Raw genomic sequence first — 12,709 nt, 5'->3', positions numbered from 1 at the left:
ACAGCCATCAGAATCCAGACATCAAACATCCGCACTGATGCTCTAGACATCACTCCTACCGTCCAATACCTTAGCTTTGTCAGAGGAAACTGCATGATCACCGCCGCCCAGATGCGGGCTGCCCGCGCCCTGCTCGGCATCGATCAGCGGCAGCTCGCCGAGCTGTCGGGCGTGTCGCTGCCGACGATCCAGCGCATGGAGGCCAGCGAGGGCAACGTCCGCGGCGTGGTCGACACGCTGACCAAGGTGGTCGAGGCCTTCGGCCGGGCCGGGGTCGAGCTGATCGGCGATCATGCGGTGAGCCGCGAGGGCGGCCGCGGGGTGCGGTTCAAGACCCCGCGGTAGCTGGAGGGGCGGAAGCCGGCTGACGAGGCTGTTCAGCGACGGCGACCGCCGGCCGACCCGACGATCCCGCCGCCCATGCGGTGCCGGAAGTGTCGAGGTCGATGGTGGCCCAGAGTCGTGATCCGTCCTTCGCTGAGCTGTTCACGCCGAAGCTCGTGACCGTGCTGCGCGAGCGCTACGGCCTCGCCGACCTCAAGGCCGACGCCGTGGCCGGGCTGACCGTCGCGATCGTGGCCCTGCCGCTGTCAATGGCGATCGCCATCGCCTCCGGCGTCACCCCGGACCGCGGTCTCACCGCCTCGATCATCGGCGGCTTCATCGTCTCGGCGCTCGGCGGCAGCCGGTTCCAGATCGGCGGCCCGGCCGGCGCCTTCATCGTGCTGGTCGCCGCCACGGTGGCGCAGCACGGCGTCGACGGTCTGCTGCTGGCGACCTTCCTGTCCGGGATGATGCTGTCGGCGATCGGCCTCCTCCGGCTCGGCACCTTCATCAAATACATCCCCTACCCGGTGACCGTCGGCTTCACCGCCGGCATCGCCATGATCATCTTCGCCAGCCAGATCAAGGACCTGCTGGGCCTGACCCTGGTCGGGCCCGAGCCCGGGCCGTTCATCCCGAAGCTGGAGGCGCTGGGCCGGGCGCTGCCGACCGCCAACGCCGCGGCCATCGCCGTCGCGGCGCTGTCGATCGGCACCATCCTGCTGGTACGGCGGCTGCGGCCGCACTGGCCGTCCTACCTGATCGCGGTCGCCCTGGCCGCGGTCCTGGCGGCCGTGCTGGGGCTGCCGGTCGAGACCATCGGCACCCGCTTCGGCGGCGTCCCTTCCTCCCTCCCCGCCCCGCGCCTGCCCGACCTGTCCTGGGCGCGGATCCAGGAGGTGCTGCCGGCGGCCCTGTCCTTCACACTCTTGGGCGGCATCGAGAGCCTGCTATCCGCCGTGGTCGCCGATAGCATGAGCGGACGACGGCACCGCTCGAACTGCGAGCTGGTGGCCCAGGGGCTGGCGAACATCGCCTCCGCCCTGTTCGGCGGCATCTGCGTCACCGGCACGATCGCCCGCACCGCCACCAATGTGCGGGCCGGCGCGCGCGGGCCGATCTCCGGCACGCTGCATTCGGTCTTCCTGCTGCTGTTCATGATGGCGGCGGCACCGCTGGCGGCCTTCATCCCGCTCTCTGCCCTCGCCGGCGTGCTGGCGGTGGTGGCCTGGACCATGGCCGAGAAGCACCAGTTCGCGACGCTGATCCGGGCGTCCGTCGGCGATGCGGTGGTGCTGCTGGCGACCTTCGGCCTGGTGGTGTTCCGCGACCTGACCGAGGGCATCCTGGCCGGCTTCGGCCTCGGCGCCCTTCTGTTCCTGCACCGCATGGCCCAGGCGGTGGAGGTGGATCGGCCCGACACCGCCGACGGCCACGGCCGGGCGCCCTACGACGCCGCGCTGGCGACCGATCGCGACGTCGTGGCCTACAGGATCTCCGGCGCCTTCTTCTTCGGCGCCGCGGCCGGGGTGGCGGCGGCGCTGGACCGGATCGGCGAGCATCCCAAGGCCTATGTCGTCGACTTCTCGGCGGTCCCGGTGATCGATTCCACCGCCGCCGCGACGATCGAGGGCTTCGCACGCAAGGCCCGGCGCCAGGGCGCGACAGTCACCATCGCCGGCGCCCGCCGGCCGATCCTGCGCGCCCTGCTGACGCACGGTGTCCGGCCGCCGCTGGTGCGGTTCAAGGCGAATCCGGCCGATGCGCTGAAAGCAGCCCGGCGGGCCGCCTCGAACACGGCAAGCCCCGCCGGGGCAGCTTAGGGTCTACAGCCGCGCCCTGACGCCGAGGCAGAAGCCGATGCAGAGGGCGGTGATCACGGCCGACCAGGGGTTGCGGTGCACCACCTCGTCGATCGCGGTCGCCCTGGCCTGCGCCATCGACGCCACGGTCTCGCCGAGGCGGGCGACGTCCTCTCGCAGGGCGCGCAGATCCGCCTCCAGATCGCGGCGGGCGGTTCCCGTCTCGGCGCCGGCTGCGTCCATGTCGGCGGCGGCGCGGGTCGACTTCGATCCTGAAACATCCGCTGCGGCGCCGGCGGCGGTTTTGGGGGCTCCGGTCTCGGGCATGGGCAGGCTCCTTTCTGCCCCGCCAACAGCGGCTGCGCATCGCCGGTTCCGGGCGGAGGGTCGCTCGCAGCACCGCCTTACCACAAATTTAATGTACTTCGCAGCGAAGCGGCCTCGACAACGCCGGGCGATGGGAGCAGAAGAATTGCGAGAGATACGCATTCTTGCTCGCAACTGTCGCGGGCATGGGCGCCGCCCGGGGGGCGGCGGGTTCGGGATGATGTCGGGATGCTTGTACCGTTCCTGATCATGATGCGCGAGGGCATCGAGGCCGCCCTGATCGTCGGCATCATCGCCGGCTATCTGCGCCAGACCGGACGGTCGCAATGGATGCCGCTGGTCTGGATCGGCATCGCCATCGCCGTCCTGCTCTCGATCGCCGTCGGCATCGTGCTGAACCTGGTCAGCGCCGAGTTCCCGCAGCGCGAGCAGGAGCTGTTCGAGGCGCTGGTCGGCCTCGTCGCCGTCTTCATCCTGACCTCGATGGTGTTCTGGATGCGCAAGGCCGCACGGTCGATCAAGGCGCAGCTGCAGCATTCGGTCGACGCCGCGCTGGAAGGGCACGACGCGAAAGGGCTGGCGCTGATCGGCATGGCCTTCTTCGCGGTCGCCCGTGAGGGGCTGGAATCGGTGTTCTTCCTGCTCGCCACCTTCCAGCAGGACGTCGGCCTCGAGGCGCCGATCGGCGCCTTGGCCGGGGTGCTGGTCGCGGTGGCGGTCGGCTTCGCCATCTACTGGGGCGGGGTGCGGCTGAACCTGAAGCGCTTCTTCCGCTGGACCGGCCTCTTCATCCTGGTGGTCGCCGCCGGCCTCCTGGCCGGGTCGCTGCGGGCGCTGCACGAGGCCGGGCTGTGGAACGGGCTGCAGGAGATCGCCTTCGACCTCAGCCATGTCCTGCCGATCGACGGGCCGCTCGGCTCGGTGCTGGCCGGCATCTTCGGCTACCAGGACACGCCGACGGTCGGCGAGGTCGCCGTCTACCTCCTCTTCCTCATCGTCACCCTGCCCCTGTTCCTGAGCGGCGGCCGGGTCGCGCAGGAAGCGCGGTCGAACGCCTGAGCCCGGAGCAAGAATGTCGTCCTTGCAGCGCACCACCCGGATCGGCATCGGCGTCGTCGCGGTCCTGGCCGTCGCCGTCGCCGGCCTCGGCGTCTACGCCTATCTGCACCGCGCCGGCGCGCCCAAGACCGCCGCGGGCGGCACGGCCGTGACCATCACCGCCAAGAGCTGCGAGCCGAACGAGCTGACGGTCGAGGCCGGCCGCGTCACCTTCCAGGTCAAGAACGCGAGCGACCGCGCGCTGGAATGGGAGATCCTGCAGGGCGTGATGGTGGTGGAGGAGCGCGAGAACATCGCCCCCGGCTTCACCCAGAGCCTGACGGCGAGGCTGGAGCCCGGCACCTACCAGATCACCTGCGGCCTGTTGAGCAACCCGCGCGGCACCCTGACCGTGACCGCGGCGAAGAACGCCCCGGCCCAGGCGCTGCAGCCGTCGCTGATCGAGCTGATCGGGCCGATCGCCGAGTACAAGGTCTATGTCACCGCCGAGGCCAAGGCCTTGGCCGACGCCACCCCGCCCCTGGTCACCGCGGTCAAGGCCGGCGACCTGGCGCAGGCGCGCGAGTTGCTGGCCCCGGCCTGGATGCACTACCAGCGGATCAAGCCGATCGCCGACCTGTTCGCTGATCTCGACACCGCGCTCGACGCCCGCGCCGACTATTTCGAGAAGAAGGAGGACGACCCGGGCTTCACCGGCTTCCGCCGGCTGCACTACGCGCTGTTCACCAAGGGCTCGGCCGACGGGCTCGGGCCGGTCGCGGACAAGCTGGCGGCCGATGTGCAGGCGCTGCAGGCCCGGATCGCCGGCCTGTCGATCCCGCCGGAGAAGATGGCCGGCGGCGCCGCCACGGTGCTGGCCCGCCTGGCCGCCGACGGCAATCCCGACCCGGACGTCGCCAAGGCCGATCTCGAGGGCGCGGCGCGGATCGTCGGGCTGCTGCGCCCCCTGAGCCAGAAGGCCGACAAGGCGCTGAGCGACCGGATCGACGGCAACCTGACCGCGGCCGGGCTGGCGCTGACCCGCGACGACCGCACCGGGCTGCAGGCCCCGGTGACGGCCCTGGCCGACGACCTGCCGAAGCTGCGCACCGCCTTGGGGCTGGACTGACTGGACCGACCGCCATGAGCACCATCGACGAAGACCAGGGAAAGACCCCCGCTCCCGCCACCGACCTGCCGGCGCCGAGCCGGCGCGCCGTGCTGCGCGGCCTGGCCGGAAGCGGCGCCGCGCTGGGCGCGCTGGCCGCGGCGCCGGCCGTCGCCCAGTCGATGAAGCAGCCGCCCGGCCGCGACGCCGAGGCCGCGCAGCAGGTGCAGCCCTTCCACGGCGAGCACCAGGCCGGGATCGTCACCCCCTCCCCCGCCGCCGGCCTCGTCGCGTCCTTCGACGTGCTGGCCACCTCGCGGCCGGATCTGGAGCGGCTGTTCCGCACCCTGACCGAGCGCATCGCCTTCCTGATGGGCGGCGGCACCCCGCCGGAGCTGGACCCCAAGTTCCCGCCGGCCGATTCCGGCGTGCTGGGGCCGGTAATCGTGCCGGACAACCTGACCGTGACCGTCGCCGTCGGCGCCTCGCTGTTCGACCAGCGCTTCGGCCTGGCCGCGGTGAAGCCGCGCGAGCTGGTGGCCATGACCAGCTTCCCCAATGACGCGTTGGACCCGGAATACTGCCACGGCGACCTGCTGCTGCAGTTCAGCGCCAACACGCCGGAGGCCAATATCCACGCCCTGCGCGCGGTGCTGAAGGCGACGCCGGACCTGCTGGCGCTGCGCTGGAAGCTGGATGGGTTCCTGCCGGCCGCGACCACCAAAACCGGCCGCAAGGAGACGGCGCGCAACCTGCTGGGCTTCAAGGACGGCACCGCCAACCCGGACCCGACCGACGCCGCGACGATGGACCGGATCGTCTGGATCCGGCCGGGGACGGAGGAGCCGGCCTGGACGGTCGGCGGCACCTATCAGGTGGTGCGCATCATCCGCAACTTCGTCGAGCGCTGGGATCGCACCCCTCTGGGAGAGCAGGAGGCGATCATGGGCCGCGAGAAGGCGTCCGGCGCGCCCCTGGGCGGGAAGGACGAGTTCGACGTGCCGGACTATTCGCGCGACCCCGAGGGCAAGGTGATGCCGCTCGACGCCCATATCCGCCTGGCCAATCCGCGCACCCGCGAGACCGCCAACAGCTTGATTCTGCGCCGACCGTTCAACTACTCGCGCGGGGTCAGCAAGTCGGGACAGCTCGACATGGGCCTGCTGTTCATCTGCTTCCAGGCAAGCCTGGACGCGGGGTTCATCGCGGTGCAGCAGCGGCTGAACGGCGAGCCGCTGGAGGAATACATCAAGCCGACCGGCGGCGGCTATTTCTTCGCCCTGCCGGGGGTTCCGGACAAGGACGGGTATCTGGGCCAGGGCCTGCTGCAATCGGTCTCGACCTGAGGTCGCAACACCAACCGAACCATCGCCCAAAGGGCTGTGACAAGAGGGGGTTGAACATGAAACGCATTCTGACTCTCAGCGTCGGCGCCGCCGCGCTGCTGGCCGCATCCGGGGCCCTGGCCGCGCCGCCCTCACCGCTCGAGCTGGTCGAGCCGATCGCGCAGTACAAGACCTGGGTCATCGGCGAGGTCGACCAGTTCGTCGAGCACACCCGCCAGTTCACCGAGGCGGTGAAGGGCGGCGATCTGAAGAAGGCGCAGGCGCTGTACGCGCCGAGCCGTGTCTATTACGAGCGGATCGAGCCGCTCGCCGAACTGTTCGCCGACCTCGACGCCAGCATCGATTCGCGCGCCGACGACCACGCCCAGAACGAGGCGGATCCGGAGTTCACCGGCTTCCACCGCATCGAATATGGGCTGTTCGCCAAGCAGTCGATCGAGGGCCTGGCGCCCTTCGCCGACAAGCTGATGGCCGACGTGACGGACCTGCAGGGCCGGATCAAGGACCTGACCACCCCGCCGGACAAGGTGGTGGGCGGCGCCGCGGCGCTGATCGAGGAGGTCGCGGCGACCAAGATCTCCGGCGAGGAGGACCGTTACAGCCACACCGATCTGTGGGACTTCCAGGCTAATGTCGACGGCGCCAAGAAGATCGTCGATCTGCTGCGCCCGATCCTGGAGAAGAGCGATAAGGCCCTGCTGACCAAGGTCGACGCGAACTTCAAGACGGTCGACGGCATCCTGGCCAAGTACAAGACCCCGGACGGCGGTTTCGAGACCTACGACAAGCTGACCGAGGCCGACCGCACCGCGCTGAAGGGCCCGATCACCGCTCTGGCCGAGGACCTGTCCCAACTGCGCGGCACGCTGGGCCTGAGCTGAGCAGCATTCCGCCCCTCCCGCTCTGTCATTGCCGGGCGTGACCCGGCAATCCAGTGGGTCTCGACAGACTCTGGATGCCCGGGTCAAGCCCGGGCATGACAGTTTAGGGTGGAGCTCTCCCGCTCCATTTTCTACAGATCCATTAAGATTTTTTGCCCAGAATTGACGTTTGACGAACGTCAATTAAGCTGTTCCTTCGCAACCGGAACAAGCGAGCCGGCGAACGCATTCGGTGAAGAGAACCTCCCGTTCCGTTCGGCCCGAACAGAGAAGGCAGCGCTCATGACCCCCTCCCCGTTCAAGCGCATCCTGGCCGCCGCCGTGCTCGGCGCCGGCATTCTGGCCGCCTCCGCCGCCCTGGCCGCCGATGCGGTCCGCGTCGGCTCCAAGGTCGACACCGAGGGCCGCCTGCTGGGCAGCATCATCCTGCAGGTGCTGGAGGCCAACGGCATCCCGACCGAGAACAAGCTGCAGCTCGGCACCACCAAGATCGTGCGCAGCGCGATCCTGGCTGGCGAGATCGACGTCTATCCGGAATACACCGGCAACGGCGCCTTCTTCTTCAACATCGACACCGACCCGGTGTGGAAGAACGCCCAGGCCGGCTACGACAAGGTCAAGCAGCTGGACGAGGCGCAGAACAAGATCGTCTGGCTGGCCCCGGCGCCGGCCAACAACACCTGGGCGCTCGCCGTGCGCCAGGAGGTGGCGGACAGCAACCAGCTGAAGACGCTGGAGGACTTCGCCAAATGGGTGAATGGCGGCGGCGAGGTCAAGCTCGCGGCCTCGGCCGAGTTCGTCGAGAGCCCGGCGGCCCTGCCCTCCTTCCAGTCGGTCTACGGTTTCAAGCTGAAGCAGGACCAGATCGTCACCCTGGCCGGCGGCGACACCGCCGCCACCATCCGCGCCGCGGCGGAGCAGACCTCCGGCGTCAACACCGCCATGGTCTACGGCACCGACGGCGCCATCTCCTCGGTCGGGCTGGTGGTGCTGGAGGACAACAAGGGCGCGCAGATCGTCTACGAGCCGGCGGCGACGATCCGCGCCGATGTCCTGGCCAAGCACCCAAAGATCAAGGAGGCGCTGGACCCGGTCTTCGCCTCGCTCGACCTCAAGACCCTGCAGGAGCTGAACGGCAAGATCGCGGTCGACGGCGAGGACCCGCAGCAGGTCGCGGCCGAGTATCTGAAGGCGAAGGGCTTCCTCAAATAGGGCGACGGCCCTTCCTTGCCATGATCGCCATCCGCAACCGGGTGCTGCTGGTGCTGGGGGCGCTCGCGGTGGCCGCGGTGCTGACGCTGCCGCTCTTGACCCATGCGCCGAACCGGCTGCTGTCCGGCCGGCCGATTGCGGCCTTGGACCTGGCCGGGCCCTGGGGACCGCTGGTGCTGGCGGCCGCCGCCCTGCTGCTGGCTGGGGCGCTGGTGCCGCCGCGGCGGCCGTCGCTGACGATGCAGCTCCTGCTCGGCATCGGTATCGCCATCGGCCTGGTCTGGCTGGCGGGGGTCCAGGCCGAGCTGCTGGCCGCCGGCGCCCGGCCCTCGGCCCGCACCTCCTTCGGCTCTGGCTTCTGGCTGCTGGTCCTGGCGGCGCTGCTGGCCGCCGCCGACGCCGCCCGTCGGCTGGATCTCGGTCCGCTGGCCCGGCTCGGCGTGGCGCTGCTGCTGGCGGTCCCGATCGCGGCGCTGATCGCGGGCGGCGCGGTCGACCAGCTGTCGCTGATGAAGGAATATGTCCAGCAGCATGGCGTCTTCGGCCCACAGGTGCTGCGCCACCTGCTGCTGGTCGGGCTGGCGCTGGTCCCGACCCTGCTGATCGGCGTGCCGCTGGGCATCGCCGCGCATCGCTCCGCCGCCGCGCGCGGGCCGATCTTCTCGATCCTCGGCATCATCCAGACGATCCCCTCGATCGCGCTGTTCGGCCTCCTGATCGCGCCGCTCTCCGCCCTCTCCTCCGCCCTGCCCTGGCTCGGCGTCAGCGGCATCGGCATCACCCCGGCGGTGATCGCGCTGTGCCTCTATTCCCTGCTGCCGATCGCCCGCAACACCGCCGCCGGGCTGGGCCAGGTCGAGGCCGGGGTGATCGACGCCGCCCGCGGCATCGGCATGACCCGGCGGCAGATCTTCCGCGAGGTCGAGGTGCCGCTGGCCCTGCCGGTCTTCCTGTCCGGCCTGCGCATCACCCTGATCCAGGCGATCGGCCTGGCCGCGGTGGCGGCGCTGATCGGCGCCGGCGGCCTCGGCGCCGTGATGTTCCAAGGCCTGTTCGCCAACGCCCTCGACCTGGTGCTGTTGGGCGCCCTGCCGATCATCCTGATGGCGGTGACGGTCGACGCCGTGTTCCGCATCCTGGTCGCCGCCCTGCAGGGGAGGACTGCATGATCGAGTTCGAGCATGTCAGCAAGGTGTTCGACGGCATCACCGCGGTCGACGACCTGACCCTGACCATTCCCGAAGGCGCCTTCTGCGCCCTGATCGGCTCTTCCGGCTCCGGCAAATCGACCAGCCTCAGGATGATCAACCGGCTGATCCCGCACACCGAAGGCACGCTCAAGGTCGGCGGCGAGGACGTGACGAAGATCCCGGTCGAGGCGCTGCGCCGGCGCATGGGCTACGCCATACAGTCGATCGGCCTGTTTCCGCATTGGACGGTGGCCCGCAACATCGCCGCGGTACCAGCCCTGCTGGGCTGGCCCCAGCCGAAGATCGACAACCGGGTGCGCGAGCTCCTGGACCTGCTGCAGCTCGACCCGCGCTTCGCGGAGAAATACCCGCATCAGCTGTCCGGCGGTCAGCAGCAGCGGGTCGGCGTCGCCCGGGCGCTGGCGGCGGACCCCGAGGTGCTGCTGATGGACGAGCCCTTCGGCGCGCTCGACCCCATCACCCGCGACGCGCTGCAGGGCGAGCTGGCGCGGATCCACCGCGAGACCGGCAAGACCATTGTCTTCGTCACCCACGATATGGACGAGGCGCTGCGCCTCGCCAGCCAGATCGCAATCCTCGACCATGGAAGGCTGGTGCAGCTGGGCAGCCCGCGCGAGATCCTGACCTCCCCGGCCAACGACTTCGTGCGCGACTTCATCGGCCGCGACGATCTCGGCCTAAAGCTGCTGGCGACCGAGACCGCGGCCGACCGGGTACGGCCCGGCGAGGCCGCCGACGGCGCGCCGATCCCGGCCGAGGCCTCGCTGCGCACCGCGCTGTCGATCCTGGTGGCGCGCCATGCCGACCGGGCGCCGGTGGCGGCGGCGGACGGTAAGCCGCTGGGCAACCTGCATCTCGACGATCTGGTGCGAGCATGAGCGTCGCCCAGCCCGCCGCGGCCGGCCCCGTCCGGCCTGCCTGGCGCCCCTGGCGCGACCCGCTGCTGTGGCTGGCCGCGGGCTTCGCCGCGCTGGTGTTCGGGCTGCCGCTGACTAGGCCGCTCTTCGCCGCCTGGTTCCCGCAGCTGGAGCGGCCCTTCTACGAGGCCGACAGCTTCGCCGCGCTGGTGCTGGCCCATGTGCTGCTGGTCGGGGCGTCGAGCCTGATCGCGACCGTGATCGGGGTCGCCGCCGGCATCTTCGTCACCCGCCCGGCCGGGGCCGAGTTCCGCGGCCTGGTCGAGACCGTGACGGCGATGGGCCAGACCTTCCCGCCGGTGGCGGTGCTGGCGATCACGGTGCCGCTGATCGGCTTCGGCGCCTGGCCGGCGCTGATCGCCCTGTCGCTCTACGGCCTGCTGCCGATCGTCGAGAACACCATCGCCGGGCTGGAGCAGGTGCCGCCGGCGGCGCGCGACGCGGCCGAGGGCATGGGCATGGGGCCGGCCCGGCGCCTGGTCTCGGTCGAGCTGCCCCTGGCGGCGCCGGTGATCCTGGCCGGCATCCGCACCTCGGTCGCGATCAATATCGGCACCGCGGCGATCGCCTCGACCGTCGGCGCCAAGACGCTGGGCACGCCGATCATCGTCGGGCTGAACGGCAACAACCTGGCCTATGTCATCCAGGGCGCGCTGGTGGTGGGCATGCTGGCGGTGCTGGCCGATTTCGCCCTCGGCCGCCTGACCGACCTGCTGCAGCGCTGGAAGCGCGCCTAAGGCTTCTCGGATCGCGGCTTGCTGTCGCCGACCCAGAAGCGCGGTCCCGGCCCGAGCCGGGCGGCGCGGTCCGCCGGGTTGACGAGGCCGCAGGAGGACAGCGACAGGCAGCCGCAGCCGATGCAGCCGGCCAGCCCGGATTTCAGCCGCTCGAGCTCCGCGATCCGCTCGTCGATCCGCCGGGTCCAGCCGCCCGACAGGCGCGACCAGTCCTCGCCGGTCGGAATATGGTCGGTCGGCAGCTTGTCCAGCTCGGCCTTGATCTCGTCCAGCGACATGCCGATGCGCTGGGCGAAGACGATGAAGGCGATCCGCCGCAGCACCGCCCGCGGAAAGCGGCGATGGCCGGAGCCGGCGCGCTCCGACCGGATCAGCCCCCGCTCCTCGTAATAGCGCAGCGCCGAGGCCGCGACGCCGCTGCGCCGCGACACCTGGTTGATCGTCAGGACCCCGTCCATGGCTCCGCCACCGTGCCGATCGAGCTTTCAAGCTAACTTGAGCTTGTTGCTGGCGATGATCAACCGGTGACGGGTCGCTCAGGCAAGAGCCGGGGCGCGCTTGTCGAGAGCGTAAGACAGGAGAGCCACGGCGAGCCCGACCACGGCCACGGCGGCGCCGAGATACGGGATCTGGCCATAGGGCATGCCGGCGGTGATCGCCGCGCCGCCGAGCCAGGCGCCCACGGCGTTGCCGAGGTTGAAGGCGCCCTGGTTCAGGGTCGAGGCCAGGTTCGGCGCCTCATGCGCCTGGTCGACCACCCGGGTCTGCAGCGGCGCGCCGAGGCTGAACTGGACGACGCCCCACAGCACCATCGCCGCGACGGCCGGCACCATGAAGGGTGCGGCCAGGCCGAAGCCGGCGCAGGCCACGGCCAGCGCGGTGAAGCTCATCATCACCGCCGGCATCAGCCGCCAGTCGGCCAGGCGGCCGCCGAACAGGTTGCCGACGGTGATGCCGACGCCGAACAGCAGCAGCGCCGTGGTGACGCCCTGCGGCGTCAGGCCGGAGACGGTCTCGAGGATCGGGGTGATGTAGGTGAAGACGCTGAACAGGCTGACCGAGGACAGGATGCTGAGCGCCATGGCCAGCAGCACCTGCGGCTTGCGCAGCACCGAGAACTCGGACAGCAGGTTGCCCGCCGGCGCCTCGCGGTCGCGCGGCAGCACGAAGGCGATGGCGAGGGCCGCCGCGACACCGATCGGCACGATGGCGCCGAAGGTGGCGCGCCAGCCGGCGACATGGCCGAGCGCGGTGCCGAACGGCACGCCCAGGACGTTGGCGAGGGTGAGGCCGGAGAACATCAGCGCGATGGCGCGGGACCGCTGGTGCCGCGGCACGAGGCCGGCGGCGACGACGGCGCCGATGCCGAAGAAGGCGCCGTGGCACAGCGCCGTCAGCACCCGCGCCGCCATCAGCGACCAATAGTCGGGCGCCAGGGCGCACATCAGATTGCCGAGGATGAACACGCCCATCAGCCCGAGCAGCGTGGTCTTGCGCGGCAGCTTCGCCGTCATCAGCGCCACGATCGGCGCGCCGACGGTGACGCTGAGGGCATAGCCCGAGACCAGCATGCCCGCCGCCGGGATTGAGACGCCGAGGTCCCGCGCCACGTCGGGCAGGAGGCCCATGATCACGAATTCGGTGGTGCCGATGCCGAAGGCGGCAACGGCCAGAGCGAAGAGCGGCAGCGGCATGAGGGGCGAATCCGGTGACGGGATGTCGCCCCTAGGATGCGCGCTTATCTTCGCCAAACGTCATACGATTGCTGCAATGCAGCATTCGGGAAATGCGGGGCGGAGGCCATCG

Annotated in this window: 13 protein-coding genes; 10 read left to right on the top strand and 3 right to left on the bottom strand. The window is 70.4% G+C overall.

Features of this window, described 5'->3' with window-relative positions; translation table 11 throughout:
- Positions 1 to 93: 93 nt before the first annotated feature.
- Both KXR53_RS14535 and KXR53_RS14530 read left to right on the top strand, forming a co-directional pair.
- A complete protein-coding gene (locus KXR53_RS14535; RefSeq protein WP_437375894.1) occupies positions 94 to 345 on the top strand; it encodes a helix-turn-helix domain-containing protein in 252 nt (83 codons plus the stop codon).
- Between the two features lie 101 nt (positions 346 to 446).
- A complete protein-coding gene (locus tag KXR53_RS14530; RefSeq protein WP_437375893.1) occupies positions 447 to 2,147 on the top strand; it encodes a SulP family inorganic anion transporter in 1,701 nt (566 codons plus the stop codon).
- 3 nt (positions 2,148 to 2,150) lie between these two features.
- Here the strand turns inward: KXR53_RS14530 and KXR53_RS14525 are convergent, their stop codons facing one another.
- A complete protein-coding gene (locus tag KXR53_RS14525; RefSeq protein WP_437375892.1) occupies positions 2,151 to 2,453 on the bottom strand; it encodes a hypothetical protein in 303 nt (100 codons plus the stop codon).
- A 228-nt stretch (positions 2,454 to 2,681) separates the two neighbouring features.
- Here KXR53_RS14525 and efeU point away from each other — a divergent pair, with 228 nt between their 5' ends.
- The 8 genes from efeU (at position 2,682) to KXR53_RS14485 (ending at position 10,903) form a co-directional block, all read left to right on the top strand.
- Positions 2,682 to 3,512, top strand: a complete 831-nt coding sequence (efeU, locus tag KXR53_RS14520) for an iron uptake transporter permease EfeU (protein WP_437375891.1) — start codon at positions 2,682 to 2,684, stop codon at positions 3,510 to 3,512.
- Between the two features lie 13 nt (positions 3,513 to 3,525).
- Entirely contained in the window at positions 3,526 to 4,620 is a 1,095-nt protein-coding gene (efeO, locus tag KXR53_RS14515; protein ID WP_437375890.1) for an iron uptake system protein EfeO, read from the top strand.
- A 14-nt stretch (positions 4,621 to 4,634) separates the two neighbouring features.
- Positions 4,635 to 5,945 (top strand): iron uptake transporter deferrochelatase/peroxidase subunit, encoded by a 1,311-nt coding sequence (efeB, locus tag KXR53_RS14510; RefSeq protein ID WP_437375889.1) that lies wholly within the window; start codon positions 4,635 to 4,637, stop codon positions 5,943 to 5,945.
- 56 nt (positions 5,946 to 6,001) lie between these two features.
- Positions 6,002 to 6,826, top strand: coding sequence for an iron uptake system protein EfeO (gene efeO / locus KXR53_RS14505; protein ID WP_437375888.1), 825 nt, complete (start codon positions 6,002 to 6,004; stop codon positions 6,824 to 6,826).
- 282 nt (positions 6,827 to 7,108) lie between these two features.
- Positions 7,109 to 8,038 carry a glycine betaine ABC transporter substrate-binding protein OsmF gene (osmF, locus tag KXR53_RS14500; protein ID WP_437375887.1) on the top strand — a complete coding sequence of 310 codons (930 nt, stop codon included), beginning with the start codon at positions 7,109 to 7,111 and terminating at the stop codon, positions 8,036 to 8,038.
- A gap of 20 nt (positions 8,039 to 8,058) precedes the next feature.
- Positions 8,059 to 9,207 (top strand): ABC transporter permease, encoded by a 1,149-nt coding sequence (locus KXR53_RS14495; RefSeq protein ID WP_437375886.1) that lies wholly within the window; start codon positions 8,059 to 8,061, stop codon positions 9,205 to 9,207.
- Complete coding sequence (locus KXR53_RS14490; RefSeq protein ID WP_437375885.1) at positions 9,204 to 10,127, top strand: ABC transporter ATP-binding protein; 924 nt, start codon at positions 9,204 to 9,206, stop codon at positions 10,125 to 10,127. Before KXR53_RS14495 ends, KXR53_RS14490 begins: the two co-directional genes overlap by 4 nt.
- Positions 10,124 to 10,903: an ABC transporter permease gene (locus tag KXR53_RS14485; RefSeq protein WP_437375884.1), complete on the top strand. Its 780-nt coding sequence runs from the start codon at positions 10,124 to 10,126 to the stop codon at positions 10,901 to 10,903. The genes KXR53_RS14490 and KXR53_RS14485 overlap by 4 nt, the downstream gene beginning before the upstream one ends.
- Here the strand turns inward: KXR53_RS14485 and soxR are convergent.
- Both soxR and KXR53_RS14475 read right to left on the bottom strand, forming a co-directional pair.
- Positions 10,900 to 11,361, bottom strand: a complete 462-nt coding sequence (gene soxR / locus KXR53_RS14480; protein ID WP_437359542.1) for a redox-sensitive transcriptional activator SoxR — start codon at positions 11,359 to 11,361, stop codon at positions 10,900 to 10,902. The genes KXR53_RS14485 and soxR overlap by 4 nt on opposite strands.
- 78 nt (positions 11,362 to 11,439) lie before the next feature.
- On the bottom strand, positions 11,440 to 12,597 hold the full coding sequence (locus KXR53_RS14475) for an MFS transporter (protein WP_437375883.1): 1,158 nt from the start codon (positions 12,595 to 12,597) through the stop codon (positions 11,440 to 11,442).
- Between the last annotated feature and the right edge of the window lie 112 nt (positions 12,598 to 12,709).

It is taken from the genome of Inquilinus limosus, from assembly GCF_051487185.1.
Lineage (GTDB): Bacteria > Pseudomonadota > Alphaproteobacteria > DSM-16000 > Inquilinaceae > Inquilinus > Inquilinus limosus_F.
Note: the sequence above shows the minus strand (reverse complement) of the source record. Positions and strands in the feature narration are given on the sequence as shown.